Raw genomic sequence first — 22911 nt, forward strand, 5'->3', positions numbered from 1 at the left:
ATTGTTAGGCTGTGTCTAACAATTGGGGTGCACTTCAGTCCTGTCGGGCGGCTTCTTTTAATTTATATTCACCAATTCATCAAACTTAAACTTAGTATTCAAACCAAAAGCATCTGTACAATATATAATTTTCGTCATCGGTTCAATATGTAATACATTTATGTACATGTCTTGCACCATTCCATCACGATAGTATGAGATATGTATTTCTTCTTCCTCGTGAAAAGATTGCATTAACGCTCTTTCTATTCGTTCCATAGTATCTTGTGTTAAAAAAGGTTTAGGTACTTTATATTGTTCCTCAAACATACTATGTATTTCCTCGTATTGCTCCGGTATTGAAGCAAACGGATTCCATTTCACCATACCTCTTCCACGTACTACAGGAAAGCCGTTATATTCCATGATGTAATACCTCACGTTTGTTTTTTTAATTCCACTAAAAACAAACATGTGTTCTTTTTTAAGGTTTGAAAAGGGACCAATTTGTTAACATGAATATTCAAAAATAATTTTTTCAAGTTAGAATATTCAAAAACTTATTTATGCAAACAAGCATGTCATGGTAACATTTAACAAAAGGGGGTAGAAGTAGATGAGTGTTGACATTATTTCTAAAGAAGAAATCACAAAATTATTAAACGACTGGTATCAAGCTATGATTTCACAACGTGTATTACAGTCTCAGAAAATAAAAGAGGATATTGCAAATAAAATCAATAATATTAAGGAAGACCAAACAATATTAGTCTACTACGCTTTATTGAATGCACGGTATAAACTGCTAATTCGGGATATGGATAGTACAAAAGATATTCTGGACAAAATCGAGCCTTTACCAGAGTCTACAGAAACATTTTTAGAGTACTATCATCATTTATTTAAAGCAATTTACGCTATTAATAAAGCAAACCATAGTGAAGCAAGAATGCAATTTGAAAAAGCTGAATTTAATTATTGGCTTGCAGTCCATTACTATCACGTATTAAAACCGATCTTAGCAGTTCAATTTGCTACAAAGGCGAATGAAGTATTTTCAATTAGTCCAGGGTATGAATTAAAAACTGCAGCATGCTTAAATACTTTAGGAATGGCACACATTCGACTAAATGAATTCGAAAGTGCAGAGGAATATTTACTTTCAGCACTAGGTACCTTCCAAAAATCTAATGATGAACTTCTTATTAAACGAGTTAAGCATAATTTAGGACTTTTATACGCAAGTCAAAACATGCCAGAGTTAGCAATTAAACACTTAGAGGATTCATTAGAAAATAACGCTAAAACTATGTTTCTTTTAGCAAGAGAACATTTTAAGTTAGATTATAGTCATATCGCTAATGAATATATTGAGAATGGCTATAAGATTAGCGACTTATGTTACCGTCATCATTTCCGAATTTTAAAAGCAGTACATAACTATGTACCGCAAGAAGAATTAGAAAATGTGGTTATAGAAGGTATTTCGTATTTTGAAAAAGAAGAATTATATGATTGGGTAAAAGAATATGCTTCTCTTTTAGGTGAAATATTCTATGGTTCAGAAAATCACAGAAAAGCAAGCAAGTATTTGCACATCGCTTTAGATGCAGACAAAAAGAGCATAGAAAGAAGGGCGCTAAAATGAAAAAAGCAATCTTATTAATGATGATGTTATCCGCTGTTTTTACTTTTGGTCTTACTAATGTAAAAGACATACCACAAAACGAAGCAATTGAAGTGTTTATGGATCATGGAGAACATATTTAAAACCTAAGGAAGAGGGCGCTTATAGTGTCCTCTTTTTAATATCTATTATTTATATGATGAGGTTGCAGGTACGTCTTTTGGTTATTGTTTGATAAACGTAGGATGTTTCTAAAAATGTGTATACAAAGGTGTATTTTTGTACTGTATATGTTCACGTACTATATAAAAAAGTATGGAAATCTATAAAAATAATTATTTCAATAAAATTTGTTTTAGATATTAAAAAGTGCCAAAACCCTTGTGGTATAAGGGGTTTGGCACTTTTGTGTTTTTTATATTTTATCAAATAAACAACCCTAAAACTGCTCATTCTTCTCCCAAGATTCAACGATATAATGTGCAATCGTCGGATTGAAGCCTTTACCAACTAAAAACATAATCGCAGCAACTTCTGTTAATGCGTGTTCATGTGATGTATGTTTTGCTTCATTTAAACCGTAATCTACCCATGGTTTTACGAAATCTAGTACGGGTTTCTTGAAAGGTAAAAACTGTGTACCGACAACTTGTTGAATTTGTTGTTGTGTTGGTTCAGTAATTGGTCCAGGTGGCAATATTTGTGGTTGTGTAATGTCTAGTGTTGGTCCAGGCGGTAAAATTTGTGGTTGAGTTGGATCTATTGTTGGTGGTTTAGGTGGTGAGACACGTGCGTCGTAGTTTGGTTGATACATTTGTTGTTGGTATTGCGGTTGTTGTGGTTGAGTTGTGTATGGGTTTTGTGGTGCTACATATGGATTTTGAGGATATTGTTGTTCTTGGTTTTGTGGTGCTACATATGGATTTTGAGGATATTGTTGTTCTTGGTTTTGTGGTACTGCATATGGATTTTGTTGATATTGTTGTTCTTGGTTTTGTGGTATTACATATGGATTTTGAGGATATCGCTGTTCTTGATTTTGTGGTGCTGCATATGGATTTTGAGGATATTCATAATTTGGACGTGTGTCATATGGATTTTGTTGAAATTCAGTTTCTAGGTTTTGCTTTGTTGCATATGGGTTTTCGTCATATTGTGGCTCTTGCTGTTGTAACTCTTGTTCTTCGTATTGTTCTGTGTATCTCTGTTCTTGTTGTTGAGGATACAATGGTTGCCTTGGATAAGGCGGTTGATTATTATAGAACATGTTTATTCCTCCTTCATGATGATGCCTACCACCTAGTGTATGGGCGGACAAGAAAATATGTGATGAAAAAATGCGGGCGTGTTACAATAAGTAACTGGGTGAAGATAAAATGACAAAACAAGAAAAAATTCAAAAAACAATTACTTTTGTAAAACATATTTTAGAAAAAGATGCGAGTGGGCATGATTGGTATCATATTGAACGTGTACATAAAATGGCGATTTCTTTATCTGAGCAAGAAGGTGGAAATCGTTTTATAATTGAAATGGCAGCATTACTTCACGATGTGGCAGATGAAAAGCTAAATGAAAGTGAAGAAGCAGGAATGAAAAAAGTTTCTGATTGGTTAGAAGAGCTACGTGTTGAAGAAAAGGAAAGTAAACATATTCTTCATATCATCGCCAATATGTCTTATAAAGGTGGTCATGGCGGTAAAGTGGATTCACTTGAAGGGAAGCTTGTTCAAGATGCGGATCGCTTAGACGCCCTTGGAGCAATTGGAATAGCTCGTACCTTTGCATATGGCGGGGCGAAAGGGAGATTAATGTATGACCCAACTATTCCGCCGCGTGAAGAAATGACGAAAGAAGAGTATAGAAAAAATAATGATCCATCTTTAAATCATTTTTATGAAAAACTTTTGAAATTAAAAGATTTAATGAATACGAATGCAGCAAAACAAGAGGCTGAAATTCGTCATCGTTATATGGAACAGTTTATTGAACAATTTATGAAAGAGTGGAATGCACAAATATGAAAATGTTAACTGTGGAGAACTTATCAAAATCATATGGGGAAAAGCCGTTATTTGATGGATTATCATGTAGTATTACAGAAGGACAACGTGTCGGAATTATTGGTGTAAACGGAACTGGTAAATCGACATTATTAAAAATAATTGCAGGATTAGAAACTCCTGATACAGGTGATATGACGCATTCACGTGGGTATACAATTAGTTATTTATCACAGCAACCAGAGTTTGATGAAAAACTGACAGTATTAGAGCAAGTGTTCCATGGTGATACACCTTTAATTCGTCTTCTTCGTGATTATGAAAAAGCACTATTAAATATTGAAAAAGATCCAAGTAATGAAAAAGTACAGGAACAATTATTTGTAGTGCAGCAACGTATGGATGCAATGAGTGCATGGGAAGCAAATGCAAATGCGAAATCTCTTTTAACGAAATTAGGAATTACGGACTTCACTGCAATTGTTGGGAATTTATCTGGTGGACAGAAAAAACGTATCGCAATGGCACAATGTTTTATTGAAACACCGGATTTATTAATTTTAGACGAGCCTACGAACCATCTTGACCATGAGACAGTTGAATGGTTAGAAGAATATTTAGCGAGATATACAGGTTCGGTATTACTTGTAACCCATGATCGTTATTTCTTAGATCGTGTGACGAATCGTATTTTTGAATTAGATAATGGTAAACTATATAGCTACGAAGGAAACTATAGTACATTTTTAGAAGCGAAAGCACTTCGTGAAGAGCAAGAATTGGCACAAGAATCGAAACGCCAAAATTTATATCGTCGTGAACTTGCTTGGATTCGTCGTGGTGCAAAAGCCCGTTCTACGAAACAAAAGGCGCGTATTCAGCGTTTTGATGAGCTAAAGGCACAAGAAGGACCAGCTGCAAAACAGTTAGTTGATATTGCACTTAGCGGTAGCCGTCTTGGGAAAAAAGTACTTGAGTTAAAAGATGTAACGAAAAAATTTGGTGATAAAACGGTATTAAACAACTTTAATCATATCGTGAAACCAGGCGATCGCATCGGAATTATTGGAGCGAATGGAAGCGGGAAATCTTCGCTATTAAATATGCTTGCAGGTAAGTTATCTCCTGATAGTGGTGAAATTGAAGTTGGGCAAACTGTAAAAGTTGCTTATTATACGCAAGAAAATGAAGAGATGAATTTAAATCAGCGTATGATTGAATACATTAAAGAGATTGCAGAAGTTATTCATACGACAGATGGAAAAGTAATTGGTGCATCTCAAATGTTAGAACGTTTCTTATTCCCGACGCATTCACATGGTACACCACTTGGTAAACTATCTGGTGGTGAAAGAAGATGTTTATATTTATTACGTATTTTAATGGGAGAACCAAACGTACTTTTACTTGATGAACCTACGAACGATCTAGATACACAAACATTAACAGTACTAGAAGATTATTTAGAAGATTTCCCAGGTGTCGTTTTAACTGTATCGCATGACCGTTACTTCTTAGATAAAGTAGTAGATGAACTGTTCATCTTTACTGGCGGAGGCGAAGTGCGTGAGTTTCTAGGTAGTTATACAGATTATTTAGAAATGGAAAAAACGAGAGGACTTATGGAGAAAGCGGAAGTTCAAAAAGAGAAAAAAGTTGTAGAAGAAGCTCCAAAACAACAACGTAAACGTAAACTTTCATACAATGAGCAGCGTGAATGGGAAACGATTGAAGATACAATTGCCGAACTTGAAGAGAAAATTGAGTCAATTGGAGAAGAACTTGCGAAAGTTGGATCTGACTTCACAAAGGCACAAGAATTATCTGAAGCACAGCAGAAAACAGAAGAAGAGCTAGAAAAAAAGATGGAAAGATGGAGTGAACTATCAGACATCGTTGAAGGATTAAAATAAAAACAAGCTGCATATATTGAAAAGTAAAGAGAAAAACTTTACACTATTGGTAGAACCTATTTTAGGAGGGAAAAAATGAGAACATCTAATCCAATGCTGAAAAAAGAGGCATTCCGTAAAGAGGGAGCAAGTGCTTCTGCGATGACGATTGGCGGAACAGTAGGCAAAACGTTTATTATGCTTATCTTGCTACTTGCAACGTCTGTCTATTCATACATACAGATGATGCAGGGGACGATGAAGATGCCAGTATTAATTGGTGCTTTAATCGTTGCGGCAATCATCGCATTCGCGTCTATGTTCTTCCCGCGCATTTCACCTTTTGGTGCACCAATCTATGCAGCGGTAGAAGGGGTTGTGTTAGGAAGTATTTCAGCAGTTTATACAATGAAATTTGGCGATTCTATCGTTTTAAATGCTGTATTACTAACAATCTCAATTCTATTTGCAATGTTAGTGTTATATGCAACACGTGTAGTAAAAGTAACGGATAAATTCCGTACAGGCGTTATGGCAGCAACACTTGGAATTATGGTTATGTATTTAGTCGTATTCCTACTAAATATGTTTGGTGTAACTGTTCCATACATTCACCAAGGTGGTACAATCGGTATTATTATTAGTGCAGTTGTTATTGTAGTTGCTGCATTAAACTTATTACTAGATTTCGATTTAATCGAAAATGGTGTACGTAGTCAAGCTCCGAAATATATGGAGTGGTATACTGCGATGGGACTAATGCTTACATTAGTATGGTTATACTTAGAAATTCTTCGTTTCGTTTCTTACTTTACGAAAAATGACTAATAAAAAAATCCTGCATGAGAAATGCAGGATTTTTTTATTTTTAAAGATAAATTGATTTTATGGTATAATATGGATATTGGTAACTTGAGTTAAGGGGGGATGGAATATGATGAAAGAGAAGAAAGGGATTATGAAAAAACTATTTTCTAAAAGTTTTTTCATAGAACTAGATGAAGCTTTAACGTATCCATCATCAAAAGTTATTACTTCAGCGATTGAAGGATATGCAACTGAATGCAATGAAAGACTAAAATTTGAGAGTAAAGTTAAACCGATTACTTTCTACTTAGAAAATGTAATGTACCGTGCTGAAATAAAGATGGCTCGCGGAGGATATTACATATCTTGTACTGAAGTGTAATAAATTTTGAAACCATACATGTTTGAACTATGTATGGTTTCTTTTTTTGTTTTGTAAGGTCCAAAATAATACTTTCTACTTACGGATATATCATTTTGTGCTTTTTACCATTCAAACATTTCTCCTTACAATGAAGAAAAACATGTGAGGTGGTATAACTTATGATGAATCGAGTTGTATTAATCGGTAGATTGACAAAGGAGCCAGAATTATACTACACAAAACAAGGCGTCGCTTATGCACGAATATGTGTTGTGGTGAATAGAGGATTTCGAAATAGTTTAGGTGAACAACAAGTCGATTTTATTAATTGTGTCGTTTGGCGCAAATCGGCTGAGAATGTAGCTGAATATTGTAAGAAGGGGTCGCTCGTTGGGATTACAGGGCGTATTCAGACTAGTAATTACGATGATGAACAAGGCAAGAGAATATATAGAACTGAAGTTGTGATTGAGAGTATTACCTTTTTGGAGAGAAGGCGGGAGGGGGCATCGTAATAAAAGGTGATTTTAAGTAATAGCTTCGGAAAAAATTGTGGAAAGTATTTTAATAAACTTAAAGAGGGGATACCGCCAGCTTTTTTGAAAAAACAAGTAAAGAGTATACAAAATTTTATAACGTTTTTTGGCTAATCCAGTAACAAACGAGAATGGTAAAACCCATCACAGGATAGGAATGTATAAAAAGATGAATCGAGTGATAGAAAATAAAAAAAGGGATTCCTTCTGAGAGTAAGGAATCCTCCTTTTTGTTGCTACCGATAATAGGACGTTATGTTAATTAGAAATGTATACTATATTCATAAAATTGGAACTGTTCAATTTGTTTAAAAAAACTATAGTTGAAATTCTTTCTTTATAATTTCAGCTACTTCTGTAGCATTTAAATTCGTATTATTGATCCTTATATAATTTTTCTCTGTAATTTCTCCTTCTCTTGAATTTAATCTAAAATTTTCAAATGTGCTTAATAAATTTTGTTCAGATTGTTCAATATTTCTTTTCGTTGGCTTATGTTCAAGTCGATGAGGTGTTTTATTTCGTTGAAGTCTTTCTTCTACATCAGCTTCTAATTCAACAAAATAAATATCAACCCCTTGGGAACGAAAAATATTACATATACTTTCAACATCATCCCAATCGTTCTTTTCATTAAACGCCCATACGTATGTAAAAATCATTCCATAATGTTCACTCTTTGAAAATGATTGAAATATTTCCTTTCGAAAAAGATGGGTCAATCGCCACATTTCCGAAGAGAATCCATACAATGGCTCCAATAAATCAATTGTCATATGGTTATGAAATAATTTTAAATCAGTCATCTTTGCTAGTTCTTGTCCAACTGTCATTTTCCCAACTGCTTGTGGCCCAAATATCAAAACAAACTTTTTCATCGAATTCCCTCCAAAAAATAATAAGACATTAATTACAAAATAAGAGATTCTGTAAATGTATCATAATCAAAATATTTTGTAGAATCTATATACTTTTCTGTCTTTTGTATTATAAAAATAGTTGTCTTCCAATAACGAAAATTATGTAAATAAGCTATCCATATGGATAGCTTATTATATTTTTTTGCTTAGCGTGTTTTTTTCAAAAATACTGGCGATGCCTCAAGAAATGGATGAAAAATAAAAATCATCGGAAACGAAATCTTTTAAAATCTCATTCCTAATTTGAAATGTAAAAAAGAATGAAATAGTATGGTAGCGGGACGAAAGTAGTAAAATTAAGCATCCGAGTAGGAGTATAGAGTGATAACATGTTACAATACAGCTAAGAACATGCAATAAAGGAGAGTTTTTTACGTGAAGATTAAAGCAATTGAACCGACGCCAAGTCCAAATACAATGAAAGTTATTTTGAATGAAGTATTACCATCAGGAGCGCGTAATAATTATACAAATGAAAATAAAGAACAAGCACCAATGCAAGTGCAAGAAATTTTGAAAATTGAAGGCATTAAAGGTGTGTATCATGTAGCTGACTTTTTAGCAGTGGAGCGAAATGCGAAGTTTGACTGGAAAGTTTTATTACAACAAGTTCGTGCTGTTTTCGGCGAAGAAGTAGTAGAAGAAAGTGAAGAACAACAACTTGCTCATTTTGGAGAAGTGAAAGTGTTTGTTCAAATGTTCTTTACAATTCCAATGCAAGTAAAGTTAACAGATGGAACGACGGAAGAACGTGTTGGTTTACCTGATCGTTTTAAAGAATCAATTATGAAAGTGCAAATGTCTGCACCAAACGTTGTAAAAGAGCGTAAATGGGTAGAACAAAGTACACGTTACGGTAATTTTGAAGAAATTGGGAAAGAAGTAGTGGAAGAGATTGTTGCTGCTTATTCAGAAGAACGTGTAAATGAAACGGTTAAAGAATTATTAAATCAAGCAGGTGCTGTTGAAGTAACGATTCAAAAGCGTGAGCCATATAAAGTAACAGAAGAGATGATGAAAGATTCTGACTGGAAAAACCGTTTTGCAGCATTAGAACAAATGGATCCTACTGAAGAAGATATTCCAGTGTTGAAGATGGCGTTAGATGATGAAAAAGTTTCAATACGCCGCTTAGCAACAGCGTATTTAGGTATGGTAAAAGGTGATGAAGTATTACCGTTATTATATAAAGCGTTGTTAGATCGCTCTGTAAGTGTTCGCCGTACTGCAGGAGATTGTTTATCAGATGTAGGTGATCCGGCAGCGATGTTCGTTATGATTAAATCTCTGAAAGATCCAAGTAAATTAGTACGCTGGCGTGCAGCGATGTTCTTATTTGAACTTGGAGATGAAAGTGCGATTCCAGCATTAAAAGCAGCGCAAGATGATCCAGAGTTTGAAGTAGCGATGCAAGCACGTCTAGCATTAGAGCGTATTGAAGGCGGAGAAGAGGCAAAAGGTTCTGTATGGAAACAAATGACGGAGTCACGTAAAGGGGAATAATGTATGATTGTTTTCTATGATAGTTGGTGTCCGATGTGTACGGCCGTTGCAGAACGTACGAAAAAATTAGATAAAAAGGGTAAGATGAAATTTGTTTCATTTCGAAATGAAGATGTAGTTGAGAAGTATGAGCTTTCTCAAGAACTACAAAGTAAGATGGAACAAAGACTGTATATTTTTAAAAATAATAAGTGGTATGACGGTATTCAGAGCATAGATGTATTAGCAAAGGCCGTTCCATCTTATTGGTTTGCAGTTCCTTTTATAAAGCTATCTACCGTACTTGGTTTTGGAAGTAAAGTATACGATTATATCGCTAATAATAGAAAACTTGTTCCAGTGGGACATTGCCGCGGTGGGGTTTGTGAAATCCCTACAAAAAAATGAAATCATCGTTATCTTTCTTTTGCACCTATTAATAGAGCGTGATATGATGAATTTGGAATGAAAGTTGAAGGAGAGATTACAAGATGTCAAATGCTTATGAAGAATACATGCGCCAAATGGTAATCCCAATGCGCCAAGAGTTAGTGCGTTCTGGGTTTGAAGAGTTAACTACAGAAGAAGTTGTAACAGAATTTATGGAAAATACATCAGGTACAACTTTAGTAGTTGTAAACTCTGTTTGTGGTTGTGCAGCTGGTTTAGCACGTCCATCAGCAGGTCAAGCGGTTGTTCGTGCTGAAAAACAACCTGATCATCTTGTAACTGTATTCGCAGGTCAAGATAAAGATGCTACTGCAAAAATGCGTGAATACTTCGGAGAAATTCCTCCATCTTCACCATCTATGGCATTATTAAAAGGAAAAGAAGTTGTTCACTTCATTCACCGTCATGAAATTGAAGGTGCAACTATGGACGAAATTATTACGAACTTAGAACAAGCTTTCGAAAAGAATTGCTAAAGAAGGGGGAGAGTAAATCTCCCTCTTTTCTTTATATAGAGGTGAAACCATGAACGTAACAACAGCAGGAAGAACGAATAAAGAAATGACAGATTATGCAAACGAGGTAGCAGCAGAATTAAATGCTTCTTTCGTTAAACGTAATGACATACCAGTACATAAGCTGCATGAGCAGTATGAACAAGATGTGCTTGTCGTAGGGAAGAACCGATTAGCTATTTATCCGAAAGGTACGGAAGAATCGTTTTTCTTTCATCCGAACTCAGCGATGTTTCGTGTGAAAAGGTTAATGCGTGGAGAACACGATCCGTTTGTACAAGCCACGCAATTAGAGAGAGGAATGACAGTGTTAGATTGTACGCTCGGTATGGCATCAGATAGTATTGTAGCTAGTTATGTTGTTGGTGAAAGCGGAAAAGTAACAGGACTTGAAGGCAATGAGTATATGGCTTATATTATGGAAAATGGTTTGAAAACATGGTCTTCATCCGTTTCTGAAATTGATGAAGCAATGCAAAGAATTCAAGTAAAGCAAATGGAGCATTTTTCATTTTTAGCGCAATGTGAAGACAATAGTTACGATGTCGTTTACCTTGATCCGATGTTTGAAGAAACTGTCATAGAATCTGACGGAATTAAAGGATTAAAACACTTCGCTTTGTATCATGATATTACTGACGAAACAATTGCGGAGGCAAAACGAGTGGCGAGAAAACGTGTCGTTTTAAAAGATCATTTTCGTAGTTCTAGATTTGAAAAACACAATTTCCACGTATACAAAAGAAAAAGTGCTAAGTTTCACTTTGGTGTAATTGACCCTTGCTAATTGTTTGAAAAGATGTATAATAAGCAATAATTAATTAAATATACTGTCTGTGATGAAGAGAGTAGTCTTTTTTAGAAGGAAAGCGAGCTAGGGATGGTGTGAGCCTAGTACGGAAGAAAAAGATGAAGCGCACTTCGGAGATGCTTCTTGAACGAATAGTAGAGAAAGCCGAGGCCCCCTGTCCTCGTTATAAACGGGAAAGTGGTTCGTAACGAACAACAAGGGTGGTACCACGGGTTAAAACTCGTCTCTTTTTTAGAGACGAGTTTTTTGTGTTTTAAAAAATAAGGAGGTTGTATCATGGATTATAAAATGCAGTTTGCGGAAAGTTTATCTAATATTTTCACGAATGAATTAACGCATAAACAAATTTTAGATTTAATTGAAACACCGAAACAAGATGAATTTGGAGATGCAGCGTTCCCATGCTTTTCATTAGCGAAGCAATATAAAAAAGCGCCAGCTCTTATCGCAAAGGAAGTTGCTGAGAAATTAAATAATCCGTTTTTTACGAAAGTAGAAGCCGTTGGTCCTTATATAAATGTATTTTTCAATCGTGAAACTGTAAGTGATGCAGTATTAAAAACAGTTTTAGCGGAGAAAGAAGAGTTCGGTCAAAACCACTTTGGCTGTGAAAAAACAGTAGTAATTGATTATTCCTCTCCTAATATCGCGAAACCTTTTTCGATGGGGCATTTACGTTCTACAATGATAGGAAATTCGCTGAAACATATCGCTGAAAAATGTGGCTATGAAGTTGTAGGGATTAATTATATAGGAGATTGGGGAACACAGTTTGGAAAGTTAATTACGGCTTATAAAAAATGGGGAAATGAAGCAGTAGTTAAAGAAGATCCAATACGTGAGCTATTTAAGTTATATGTCCAATTCCATGAAGAGGTAAAAGACGACGAAGAACTAGAAGAAGAAGGACGTGCTTGGTTTAAGAAATTAGAAGAAGGTGATGAAGAAGCGGTAGAGCTTTGGAATTGGTTCCGTCATGAGTCCCTTAAAGAATTTTCTCGCATTTATGAACTTCTCGGCGTAGAATTTACTAATTTTCAGGGAGAAGCATTTTATAATAATTTAATGGAAGATTTTATTGGGATTTTAGAAGAACATGAGTTGCTTGAAGAATCAGAAGGTGCATTAGTCGTTAATTTAGAAGAAGAAGGAATGCCGCCTTGCTTAATTAGAAAATCAGATGGTGCGACGATTTATGCAACGCGTGACTTAACGGCAGCTTTATATCGTCAAAACACTTATGGGTTTGATAAAGCGCTATATGTTGTTGGTCCAGAACAAAGCTTACATTTCAATCAATTTTTCACCGTATTAAAAAAACTTGGCTATACTTGGGTTGATGGTATGGAACACGTACCGTTTGGCTTCATTTTAAAAGATGGTAAGAAAATGTCGACACGTAAAGGAAGAGTTATTTTACTTGAAGAAGTACTCGAAGAAGCAATCGAACTTGCAAAACAAAATATTGAAGAGAAAAATCCAAACTTAAAACAGAAAGAAGTAGTAGCAAAGCAAGTCGGTGTTGGTGCAGTCATCTTCCACGATTTAAAAAATGAGCGTATGCACAATATTGAATTCTCATTAGAAAATATGCTGAAATTTGAAGGAGAAACAGGCCCGTACGTACAGTACACACATGCACGTGCTTGTTCTATTTTAAGAAAAGAAAGTATAGAATTTGAAACATGTACATTTGCTTTAAAAGACGATCATAGCTGGAGTGTCGTAAAATTACTAAATAAATTCCCGCAAATAATTGAAGTAGCTTTCAATAAAAATGAGCCATCGATTATTTCGAAATATATATTAGATGTAGCACAATCATTCAATAAATATTACGGTAATGTTCGTATATTAGAAGAGAGCAAAGAAAAAGACAGCAGACTCGCATTGGTTTATGCTGTGACGGTTGTATTAAAAGAAGGATTACGTTTACTTGGGGTGGAGGCACCTGAGGAGATGTAACATAGTAGTAAACTGACAAACTGGGTCTAGTATAAACCTGGTTTGTTTTTTTATTGGATATATATTTTTTTTGCAAAATCAATTAAAATCTTTTTAGAGAGGGTGATTCATATTGATTCGAACTTTTATTTTACAAATTCCTTGTCATAGAAGATTAGATAGGAGTTTTTTTAAACTACAAAAGTACATACCTTTATGTGCGCGTTGTACAGGCATGCTTATTGGGATTTTAATGTTTCCAATTTATTTTTATATGACACCTTCATTTCTTTTGGCAATCATACTATCATTTTTCGCTCAAATTCCGTTACTTATCGATGGGTTCACCCAAAAGTGGAAATGGAGAAGTAGCTCAAATTTGCTAAGAATAACTACTGGTGTATTAAGCGGTAATGGTATGGGATTATTCATTTCCTCTAGTGTTATATGGATATTATCTTAAGATATATAGTAATGGAGGTATTTACATAGATGTTCTGGATTTATTTAATTCTAATTTTTATTTCAGGCGGAAGTGGAATTGGTTTTATGACTCAAAATAAGTATACAGAAGCAATAATAGCTTTTGTTATTTGTATACTATTGTTTGGGCTACTGTATTATTATCTTAAAAGAAACAAAAGAAAGAGAAAAGCAGATTGTGACGATTTAGACTGTACGGATTGTTTTGATTGTGATTGTACTTGTTAAATTTTTCTTCCAAATAAAAAGCTAGTGTATTTTTAATAATACACTAGCTTTTTGCTTTGAAATTTTAAGAAAAGTGTAGGAATACGGCTATTATATAGAGAACTTTAGTTTTGTATATAAAAGGAGGCGGGAAAATAATCTGTTTTGAACCACATTGGATTTCTAATATGGCTTCTTATTTACTAGATGGGAGAAACAATCGGAATTTATTCAGCTAGGTGTTTTGCAGAAATTATTTGAAAGTGATACGCAAAGAAATGGTAAAGATGGCAATATAGGCATGAAAATACCGATATATTTAAGTGAATTAGGTGTGAAAAATATTGAATGTAGAGTAAGCGATAAAGTGAACTTTTTAGATTCAAATATGCATCACAATGATAAAAACGATTTGTATCAATCATTAAAAGAAGAGGGGATTGCAGGTGATCCGGGTGATAAGCAACAATTTGTAGAACGTTTAATAGCCAGAGGATTAACATATGATAATGCGCTAGCTCAATATGAAGCTGAACTACGATTTTTTAAAATATTTCATGTGTATTCTTCTTTTGTATACGCTCCCAATATGAAAATTACATTTGGTGACATAGTTTGTTAAAAGGTATGATGTATAAGGATTGTCGTTTAATGTCGATAAGTCGATATTCGACATATAATCGCTGATAAATGTTAAGAATCGGTCGATATAATTTGAAAATCGCCGATAAAATGAAAGAATCGCTGATATATTTGAATTATCGCCGATATAATTTTATGTACTAATTTCAGCTTCTACAAGATTAAAACCGCATGTTACGTTATTCCATATAATTAAACAAAATACGGAGAAAGACAATCATTTTTACTATATTTTGTTATAAATTTGAATAATATTAATTAATACCATCCACTATAAGAGATTTTAGTTGAATACATACTATATGGTGTGTAAAATCTAAGCAAGTAGCAGTTTAAATATAAATTCGAGGTGAATGCATGCTAGATTTTAAGCAGTTAGAAACTTGTTTAAAAGACAAGAGATTTGTAGATGGATTACAGGAAATAAATAATGAAATTGCATATATAAAAGAAACGAATACTTTATCCTATGTGAAGAAGTGGCTTGCCAATATTCCTTCGCATAAGGAGTTCGATATATTAATTCGCCTTACTGATGAAGGGCTTATGCACCAATACAGTTCATTCCTCATTCGTTACGCTTATAAAAAATTCCCAAATATGAGAACGCTCTCTTTATATTGTGATGAGTTAATTGATGAGCGGAAAATTCTTGAAGCGGAGCAGTTGTTAAAATCTTCTTTAGAAGAGTTAAGTAAAGAAGAAATAGATGCAGATTTTTTAGCGAAAACATATTTTACGTTAGTACGATGTCTTTTAGAAATGAAACGAAGAAGCGTTAATGTATATGCAAAAAGCAGAGGAGTACAGTGCACGCGCAGTGTTTGATAAATGGGGCTACGTTTATATGCATACAGGTGAATGGGAGAAAGCGGAAGAACAATTTATTGCTGGCATGCAGCATGAAGATTGTGAAGAGTTATCTACCTATTTATTATCACAATTGTATGCGAATAAAGGAGACCAAAAACGCGCGATACAGTTAATCGATGATGCGATTGTAAAATTCCCACAAGTACCATATTTTCATTTTGAGAAGATAAAGTATTTATTAGATTTAGAGCAATATGAAGAGATGTTAGCGGTAATAGATAACATAAATACTCAGCTGCCATATCATGCCTATAATACTTACTTTGTACATTTACGTGCAGAAGCACTGTACAAAATGAATAAATTTGCAGATTTACAAAAACTATTAAAAGAAGAAAAGAGTTTAAAAGAATCTTTATATCATAATTTAGAAAAAAATCCGGATGGAAAAAAGGTTCACTTGCCGATAGTTCCTATTGTACAAAAGGATAATTATTGTGTTCCGACAAGTTTAGAGATGATGTTGCGTATATGGGGAGAGAAACGTACACAAGATGAAATAGCAGAGTTTATTTTTGATATGACAGGTTCGAAGTTTTCAGATACTGTTTCTTATTTAGAAGAATTAGGTTATGAATATCGTTATTTTAAAGGAAATGAAGAGAATTATAAGAGACTGATTGACGAAGGGATTCCTGTTTTATTAAGTATAGATATTGAGCATGCTTCACACGTACAAGTGTTATCTGGATATGATGATACATTGCAAGCTTTCTATGTTCAAGATCCAAACTTTATAGAACCAGTTCTTGTGGAATATAGTAAATTACAAGAAAAATATCGTTATACAGGCTGTTTAGCAATCACGTTTGTTCCGAAAGAAAAGAAGGAGCAACTAGCGTTTCTAAGTGAAGAAGAAAATCGTTATTTTAAATCTATTTTTTCTCTTACGGATCATTTAGATGAACATGACAAAGAGGGAATTAGTAACTTAGTACAATTTTTAAAAGAAACGAGTGATAATCCAAATACGTGGTTATATACGATAAAGCACTTAGATGTTGAAGTAGATAAAGAATTTATTTTATATTGTATCGATAAGTTAATGGAAAAGTTTCCGAACTCGGACTTTGTTAAATTGCATGGTGCACAGTGTTTTATTCGTCTTCAAGAAGTAGAGAAAGCGGAGCAAATGCTGACAAGCGTTGAGAAGAAAAATAATCGTGCTTTATATCATCTAATAAACGGAAGATATGCGTTTGAACAGGAAAGTTATCTAGAAGCGATTTCAAGCTTTCGTTCATCGTTACAATTAGACGCAGATCAGCCTATTGCTTGGAGTTTTCTCGCTTTATCCTATATGTATATTGATCAATCTGAAAAAGCATTGCAATACTCTCAAGTTGCGTTAGAGCGTAGTCCTGAAAGGTTCACTTTAACAAATCACGGTTTAATATTAATAGATTTAGAAAGATATGAAGAAGCATATGAAATCTTTAATGACTTGTTAAAAGAGTATAAATATGAAGCGCATGTATGGTATGAACGAGCGAGATGTGCACATCAACTAGGGAAATTATATTTAGCAATAAAAGGGCTTAAAGTAGCGATTCATTTGGATAGTAATGCACCTTACATTTATACGAAACTTTCGGAAATATACGAATCTGATTTGAAGGATGAGGAAAGTGCGAAAGAAATTTTATTAAACGGTATTGAGAATTGTGATGATAAAGCACCTCTTTACGTAAAATTAGGTGACTATCATTTTCAAAATGATAGCTTGGAAGAAGCAGAAGTATTGTATAAGCGTGCTTTAGAAGAAAATGATGAGGATGTTTATGCTCACTTTGGACTTACACAAGTTTATATGGCAAGAGAACAATATAAGGAAGCAAAAGAATATATTCTTGGTCTTGAGAAGCAAATTGAAAAGAGCCAAGATTTCCTCATGAATGCAGGAATGGTTTTATGGGATGCTGAAATTGAACTTGGTGGAAATGAAGAAGGATTTAAAGTAGCGCTATCTAAGTTAGAAAATGGTATAAAGAAAAGTGATTATAATGTAGCAAGTGCGTTAGATGAATATGTGAATCGAATTAAAGGAACGGAATTTGTACAACGAGGTATAGCATTTTTAAGAACGTTACACAAAGAAATGAAGTAAGTGAGTACGGTTGTTATGCAGGTATTTTATATGAATCTATTGGACAGTACGGCCAAGCGATGAAAAGATATAATAAGGCGATAGAACAAATGGAAACGGCATTACCGTATTACCGAATTGGCGAAACACTTATGGCATTAGGGCAATTGACGGAAGCAAAGCAGGCGTATGAAACATGCTTAGAGCTTGATGGGAATTTCGTAGGTGTACATTTACAGCTTGCGGAAATATACGAAAAAGAAGAAAACCGTTCTAAAGAACAAAGTCATATGGTTCAGGCGATGAAAGAAGAGCCGTTGCATATTAATATGGAATATTTGGCACAGCTTTCAGTAGAAATGAACCTTCAGGAAGAATTGCTGATTGAACTAGAACAATTAGCGGACGAAGTACCTGAAATATGGCGTTTAGATGCGATTGCATATGTGTACGGAGCGATGAATGAAACAGATAAAGAACAAGCACAGATTGAATACGCGCTACAATTAGATGGTGAGCATATAGAAGTACTATATCATTATGCAAAAGTATTAGTGAAAAAAAGAAATGTAAAAGCAATTGAAGTTGCAATGAAAGTAATACAAAAAGATTTTGATAATGAACGTATATTTGATGTTTATGTAAAAGCAGTAGAGCAACATAAAAAATTGTCTAACATACGAGATTTTCTTCATACATTAAAGGTGAAAAAAGCAGAAAGAAGTACAGCATTCATGTATGCTGCAGCTGCGGTTACGGAAATATGGATTGAACGCCAGCTGCATGAACAGCCGAAACGATCTATCATTACGAGAGCTTTTTATCGTATGAAAAATCGTGCGAAAGAAATTTCAATGGTTACTATGATAATTGATTTATATGAAATCTCTTTAAAGTTAAATCCGAAAAATAGTATGGCAGCACAGCGATTTGCGCTATTTTATGAGAATGTAGAGATGAATAAAGAAGCAATAGAGATTCTGCACACGTCACTAGAAAATAAATGGGATTATGACGTAGCGAAGCAACTTGTAAATCTTTTCGTTGAGTGCGAGGAAGAAGATATGTTAAGAGATGCTTTGGAATTAACGAAACAAATGGTTCGAGAACTACCAGATGATTATGATACTCTTCTTCTGCAAGCGCAAGTATTCTTTAAAGCAGGGGAAGAAAGAAAAGCAGAAAAGATTATCTTACAATTAACAGAGCAAACACCGTTTGTAAGTAGAGCATTTCTTGCTTTAGGAGAAATATATCAAAGTCAAGAAAGGTTTGAAGAGGCAATTCATGTATTAGAAAATGCTTCTGTACATCATCCAAATGAAACAGCAATTCTTCTTTCTTTAGCATCTTCATATCATGGTGTCGGCCAAACGATAAAGGCAGAAAAAATAACAAATGAAGTATTAATAATTGACGCGAGTGATTTGTTAGCAAGATATGATCGTGCTTGTTATTTAGCGCAGTTAAATAGAAATGAAGAGGCGAAGGAAGAGCTTGAATTTGTCCTTCGTGAGGATGAATCGGGATTCTTTGCTGAACTTATTGAGGATGATGAAAATTTAGCAGCATTGCGAGAATTTGAAAAGTAATTGTATAAGAATAGGGGAAAAAGATAAGGATATATTTTGAATTAGTTGACAATTAGTTGCTAAATGGCATAAAATAACTTTTAACAAAGTATACAAATCTGAAGACGAGAAAGAGTAAAATAGTGAGCTGTTCTCCAGAGAGCCGGTATATTGCTGAAAGCCGGTGTGCAGACGTTATTTGAAAATCATCTCCGAGGAGCCGAGGCTGAAAGTAAGTAAGCCCGGACGGATGTCTACCGTTACAAAGAACACGTATGATAGTACGTTGCTAAGTGCTATTAGTGAAAAAGCTAATAGAATTAGGGTGGTATCGCGGGTAAACCCGTCCCTACTTTATAGGGACGGGTTTTTTGTGTGCTTTAAAATATTCAAAGGAGTGATTGTATATGGAAAAAGTAGATGTAAAAGAATCAGCTGTAGGAAGAGAAATACGAATTCGCAAACAGTGGAACGAACAAAATATTTTCGAACAATCAATTCAGAATCGAGAAGGCGCACAGTCTTTCGTATTTTATGAAGGACCACCAACGGCGAACGGACTACCGCATGTAGGCCATGCACTTGGACGAACAATTAAAGACTTAGTAGCAAGATATAAAACGATGGCTGGTTATAAAGTGTTAAGAAAAGCTGGATGGGATACACATGGTTTACCTGTAGAATTAGGCGTTGAGAAGCAACTTGGTATTTCTGGTAAACATGAGATCGAAGAATATGGCATTGAACCATTTATTCAAAAGTGTAAAGAGAGTGTTTTCACATATGAGAAGCAGTGGCGTGAATTCACTGAAAGTATTGGTTATTGGGTAGATATGGATGATCCATATGTAACTTTAAAGAATCCATATATCGAAAGTGTATGGCATATTTTGGGGACAATCCATGAAAAAGGATTGTTATATAAAGGACATAGAGTTTCACCATACTGCCCAAGCTGCCAAACCTCATTGAGCTCACATGAGGTTGCACAAGGGTATAAAACAGTAAAAGATTTAAGTGCAACTGTGAAGTTTAAAGTGAAAGATAGTGAAAATGAGTATTTCTTAGGCTGGACCACAACACCTTGGACACTTCCAGCAAACGTTGCGCTTGCTGTCCATCCAAATATGGAATACGTTAAAGCAAAACAAGAAGGTCATGTATATATTGTTGCGAAAGAACGTGTACAAGAAGTATTAAAAGAGAACTATGAAGTATTATCTGTTCATAAAGGCGGAGAATTATTAAACACATCTTATACAGCGCCATTTCCGATGAAAGAAGTTACAAATGGTTACCACGTTATCGCAGCAGATTTTGTAACGGCAGATAGTGGTACAGGACTTGTTCATATTGCTCCAGCATATGGAGAGGACGATTATAGAGTCGTTCAAAGTGAAGGATTGTCATTTTTGCACGTTGTAGATGAAAAAGGTGAGTATACAGAAGCAGTACCATTTTTGAAAGGGAAATTTGTAAAAGATTGTGACGTGGATATCGTTCGTTATTTAGCGAAGGAAGGTTTACTGTATCATAAAGAAAAATATGAACATAGCTATCCGCATTGCTGGCGTTGTGATTCACCACTACTTTATTATGCAGGAGAAAGTTGGTTAATCCGAACAACTGCAATTAAAGATACATTTTTACAAAATAATAATTCTGTTACTTGGTATCCGGATCATATGAAACATGGGCGCTTTGGTAAGTTTTTAGAAAATATGGTAGATTGGAATATTAGCCGAAATAGATATTGGGGAATGCCATTGAATGTATGGGAATGTGAAAGTTGTAATCATCAGTTCGCACCGAAAAGCATTGCCGAATTAAGAAAGCATAGTACGAAAGAAACACCAGAAGATTTGGAATTGCATAAGCCTTATGTAGATGAAGTGCAAGTGTGCTGCGGGAAATGCGGAGGCACAATGAATCGTACACCAGAAGTGATTGATGTTTGGTTTGATAGTGGTTCTATGCCATTTGCACAATATCATTACCCATTTGAAAATAAAGAGTTATTTGAAGAGCAGTTTCCAGCGGATGTTATTGCTGAAGGAATTGATCAAACACGCGGCTGGTTTTATAGTTTATTAGCAGTATCAGCACTATATACAGGAAAAGTACCGTATAAACGAGTGTTATCGCTAGGGCATGTTTTAGATGAAGAAGGGCAGAAAATGTCTAAAAGCAAAGGAAATGCACTAGATCCAGTTGATTTAGTAGATAAGTTTGGTGCAGATGCGCTAAGATGGGCTTTACTTGTTGATAGTGCCCCGTGGAATGCGAAGCGTTTTTCTGAAAGAACAGTACTGGAAGCGAAATCTAAATTTGTAGATACATTAGTCAATGTGTATAGCTTCTACGTTTTATATGCAAATTTAGATGAGTATAATCCGAAAGAAACGTATGATGTAAAGCTTACGAAATTAGACGAATGGGTATTATCAAGATTGCATAGTACAACGAAAAAAGTGAGAACTGCACTTGATGATTATCAATTTACGAATGCAGCTCGTGAAATTGCAGCACTTGTAGATGAAGTGAGTAACTGGTATGTAAGACGCTCACGTAATCGTTTCTGGGAATCTGGTATGAACGCTGAGAAAGCAGCTGCGTATGAGACACTTCATGAAGTGCTTGTAACAATTAGTAAATTAATTGCACCATTTACACCGTTTGTCGCGGAAGACATTCATCTAAATTTAGAAGGAAGCAGCGTTCATTTAGCCGATTATCCAGTTGTAAATGAATCACTACTTCAACCGAAATTAGAAGCGGAAATGGATGCTGTTTTACAAGTTGTTGAACTTGGAAGAAGTAATCGTAATCAGCATTCTTTAAAAGTAAAACAGCCGCTAGCAGAACTTGTATTACTTGAGCATAACGAGAATGATATGGATTGGGAATCTTATCGTGATATCGTTATGGATGAGTTAAATGTAAAAGCGTTCCATGTTGAACTCGATGAAACAAAATACACATCATATCAATTGAAGCTTAATTTTAAAACAGCGGGGCCGAAATTCGGTAAAAATGTGAATGCAGTGAATGGTTGGCTAAAACAATTATCACAAGAAGAAGTACAAAACTTTGTATCAACAGGAAGAGCAGTTTACGAAGCAACACCAGGAGAAGAAGTAGTTGTAACTGCTGAAGATGTGTTAGTTGAGAAAGTTGCAAAATCAGGATTCTCTAATACGACTAACGGACAATATACAGTTATGTTAGATACGAATGTAACGGAAGAATTGTTACAAGAAGGAGTAGCGCGTGAATTCATTCGTGCGGTTCAAGAATATCGTAAACAGTTGAATTTACCAGTTAATTTACGAGTCGATGTTATTCTTGATACAGAAGTAGAGCTACAGAGAACGTTAACGAACCATAAAGATTTATTGGAAGAAAACTTACTCGTTAAACAATTTACATTTGGTCACTTAACGAACGAAGACGATGAACTTTCTTTAGGTGAAACAAAACTTAGAATTAAATTAAGTGCAGCTAATTAAAGAAAAAAGGAAGTTGGAATGATTCCAACTTCCTTTTTGTATGATTAGAATTTATTTGACTATACATTCGATAGGACCACTAGCAATTGTCTTTTTTCATAGCGTACCGAACACAATACTGTAGAAATATATTTCTACAGTATTGTGTTCGGTTTATACATAAATATTGAGAAAAATTCACTTACCCTAAATGAAAAGGTAATAGAAGTG

The 22911-nt window shown here is 34.6% G+C and carries 18 protein-coding genes, 2 pseudogenes and 2 other annotated features; of the genes and pseudogenes, 17 read left to right on the forward strand and 3 right to left on the reverse strand.

What is annotated here, in order from left to right:
• Positions 1–57: 57 nt before the first annotated feature.
• Positions 58–405 carry a YolD-like family protein gene (locus tag MR169_RS24645; RefSeq protein ID WP_044797204.1) on the reverse strand — a complete coding sequence of 116 codons (348 nt, stop codon included), beginning with the start codon at positions 403–405 and terminating at the stop codon, positions 58–60.
• Positions 406–595: 190 nt separating this feature from the next.
• On the opposite strand from MR169_RS24645, the gene MR169_RS24650 reads away from it, so the two are divergent.
• Complete coding sequence (locus MR169_RS24650) at positions 596–1627, forward strand: response regulator aspartate phosphatase (RefSeq protein ID WP_242320186.1); 1032 nt, start codon at positions 596–598, stop codon at positions 1625–1627.
• On the forward strand, positions 1624–1749 hold the full coding sequence (locus MR169_RS24655; protein WP_000709202.1) for a hypothetical protein: 126 nt from the start codon (positions 1624–1626) through the stop codon (positions 1747–1749). The genes MR169_RS24650 and MR169_RS24655 overlap by 4 nt, the downstream gene beginning before the upstream one ends.
• Before the next feature lie 296 nt (positions 1750–2045).
• Here the strand turns inward: MR169_RS24655 and MR169_RS24660 are convergent, their stop codons facing one another.
• Complete coding sequence (locus tag MR169_RS24660; RefSeq protein ID WP_000499709.1) at positions 2046–2873, reverse strand: hypothetical protein; 828 nt, start codon at positions 2871–2873, stop codon at positions 2046–2048.
• Positions 2874–2982: 109 nt separating this feature from the next.
• On the opposite strand from MR169_RS24660, the gene MR169_RS24665 reads away from it, so the two are divergent.
• From MR169_RS24665 to MR169_RS24685, 5 genes are all read left to right on the forward strand, one after another.
• Positions 2983–3630, forward strand: a complete 648-nt coding sequence (locus MR169_RS24665) for an HD domain-containing protein (protein WP_000165969.1) — start codon at positions 2983–2985, stop codon at positions 3628–3630.
• Entirely contained in the window at positions 3627–5522 is a 1896-nt protein-coding gene (locus tag MR169_RS24670; protein ID WP_242320187.1) for an ABC-F family ATP-binding cassette domain-containing protein, read from the forward strand. Before MR169_RS24665 ends, MR169_RS24670 begins: the two co-directional genes overlap by 4 nt.
• Before the next feature lie 75 nt (positions 5523–5597).
• The gene (locus tag MR169_RS24675; RefSeq protein ID WP_001260655.1) at positions 5598–6329 is read left to right on the forward strand and encodes a Bax inhibitor-1/YccA family protein; all 732 of its coding nucleotides are present in this window, start codon (positions 5598–5600) and stop codon (positions 6327–6329) included.
• 106 nt (positions 6330–6435) lie between these two features.
• The gene (locus MR169_RS24680) at positions 6436–6690 is read left to right on the forward strand and encodes a DUF4318 domain-containing protein (protein WP_000975140.1); all 255 of its coding nucleotides are present in this window, start codon (positions 6436–6438) and stop codon (positions 6688–6690) included.
• A 161-nt stretch (positions 6691–6851) separates the two neighbouring features.
• Positions 6852–7187, forward strand: a complete 336-nt coding sequence (locus MR169_RS24685) for a single-stranded DNA-binding protein (RefSeq protein WP_242320188.1) — start codon at positions 6852–6854, stop codon at positions 7185–7187.
• Between the two features lie 338 nt (positions 7188–7525).
• Here MR169_RS24685 and MR169_RS24690 read toward each other — a convergent pair whose 3' ends face one another.
• Entirely contained in the window at positions 7526–8086 is a 561-nt protein-coding gene (locus MR169_RS24690) for an AAA family ATPase (protein WP_000714951.1), read from the reverse strand.
• A 417-nt stretch (positions 8087–8503) separates the two neighbouring features.
• On the opposite strand from MR169_RS24690, the gene MR169_RS24695 reads away from it, so the two are divergent.
• The 10 genes and pseudogenes from MR169_RS24695 (at position 8504) to ileS (ending at position 22701) form a co-directional block, all read left to right on the forward strand.
• A complete protein-coding gene (locus tag MR169_RS24695; RefSeq protein WP_016117719.1) occupies positions 8504–9631 on the forward strand; it encodes a conserved virulence factor C family protein in 1128 nt (375 codons plus the stop codon).
• Positions 9632–9634: 3 nt separating this feature from the next.
• A complete protein-coding gene (locus MR169_RS24700) occupies positions 9635–10018 on the forward strand; it encodes a thiol-disulfide oxidoreductase DCC family protein (protein ID WP_242320189.1) in 384 nt (127 codons plus the stop codon).
• 83 nt (positions 10019–10101) lie between these two features.
• The gene (locus MR169_RS24705; RefSeq protein WP_242320190.1) at positions 10102–10536 is read left to right on the forward strand and encodes a BrxA/BrxB family bacilliredoxin; all 435 of its coding nucleotides are present in this window, start codon (positions 10102–10104) and stop codon (positions 10534–10536) included.
• A 49-nt stretch (positions 10537–10585) separates the two neighbouring features.
• The gene (locus MR169_RS24710) at positions 10586–11362 is read left to right on the forward strand and encodes a class I SAM-dependent methyltransferase (RefSeq protein WP_242320191.1); all 777 of its coding nucleotides are present in this window, start codon (positions 10586–10588) and stop codon (positions 11360–11362) included.
• A 40-nt stretch (positions 11363–11402) separates the two neighbouring features.
• Positions 11403–11617: a binding site (T-box leader), on the forward strand.
• 45 nt (positions 11618–11662) lie between these two features.
• On the forward strand, positions 11663–13351 hold the full coding sequence (gene argS, locus MR169_RS24715; protein WP_242320192.1) for an arginine--tRNA ligase: 1689 nt from the start codon (positions 11663–11665) through the stop codon (positions 13349–13351).
• 112 nt (positions 13352–13463) lie between these two features.
• A complete protein-coding gene (locus MR169_RS24720; protein WP_000621475.1) occupies positions 13464–13793 on the forward strand; it encodes a DUF2085 domain-containing protein in 330 nt (109 codons plus the stop codon).
• A 29-nt stretch (positions 13794–13822) separates the two neighbouring features.
• Positions 13823–14041, forward strand: a complete 219-nt coding sequence (locus MR169_RS24725) for a hypothetical protein (protein ID WP_000498604.1) — start codon at positions 13823–13825, stop codon at positions 14039–14041.
• Positions 14042–14157: 116 nt separating this feature from the next.
• Positions 14158–14642 (forward strand): annotated as a pseudogene (locus tag MR169_RS24730) (class I SAM-dependent methyltransferase); the annotation flags it as partial.
• A 377-nt stretch (positions 14643–15019) separates the two neighbouring features.
• Positions 15020–19213, forward strand: a pseudogene (locus tag MR169_RS24735) (tetratricopeptide repeat protein).
• A gap of 92 nt (positions 19214–19305) precedes the next feature.
• Positions 19306–19546: a binding site (T-box leader), on the forward strand.
• Between the two features lie 53 nt (positions 19547–19599).
• Entirely contained in the window at positions 19600–22701 is a 3102-nt protein-coding gene (ileS, locus tag MR169_RS24740; RefSeq protein ID WP_242320193.1) for an isoleucine--tRNA ligase, read from the forward strand.
• Positions 22702–22911 lie beyond the last annotated feature (210 nt).

It is taken from the genome of Bacillus cereus group sp. BfR-BA-01349 (assembly GCF_022663795.1).
Lineage (GTDB): Bacteria > Bacillota > Bacilli > Bacillales > Bacillaceae_G > Bacillus_A > Bacillus_A cereus.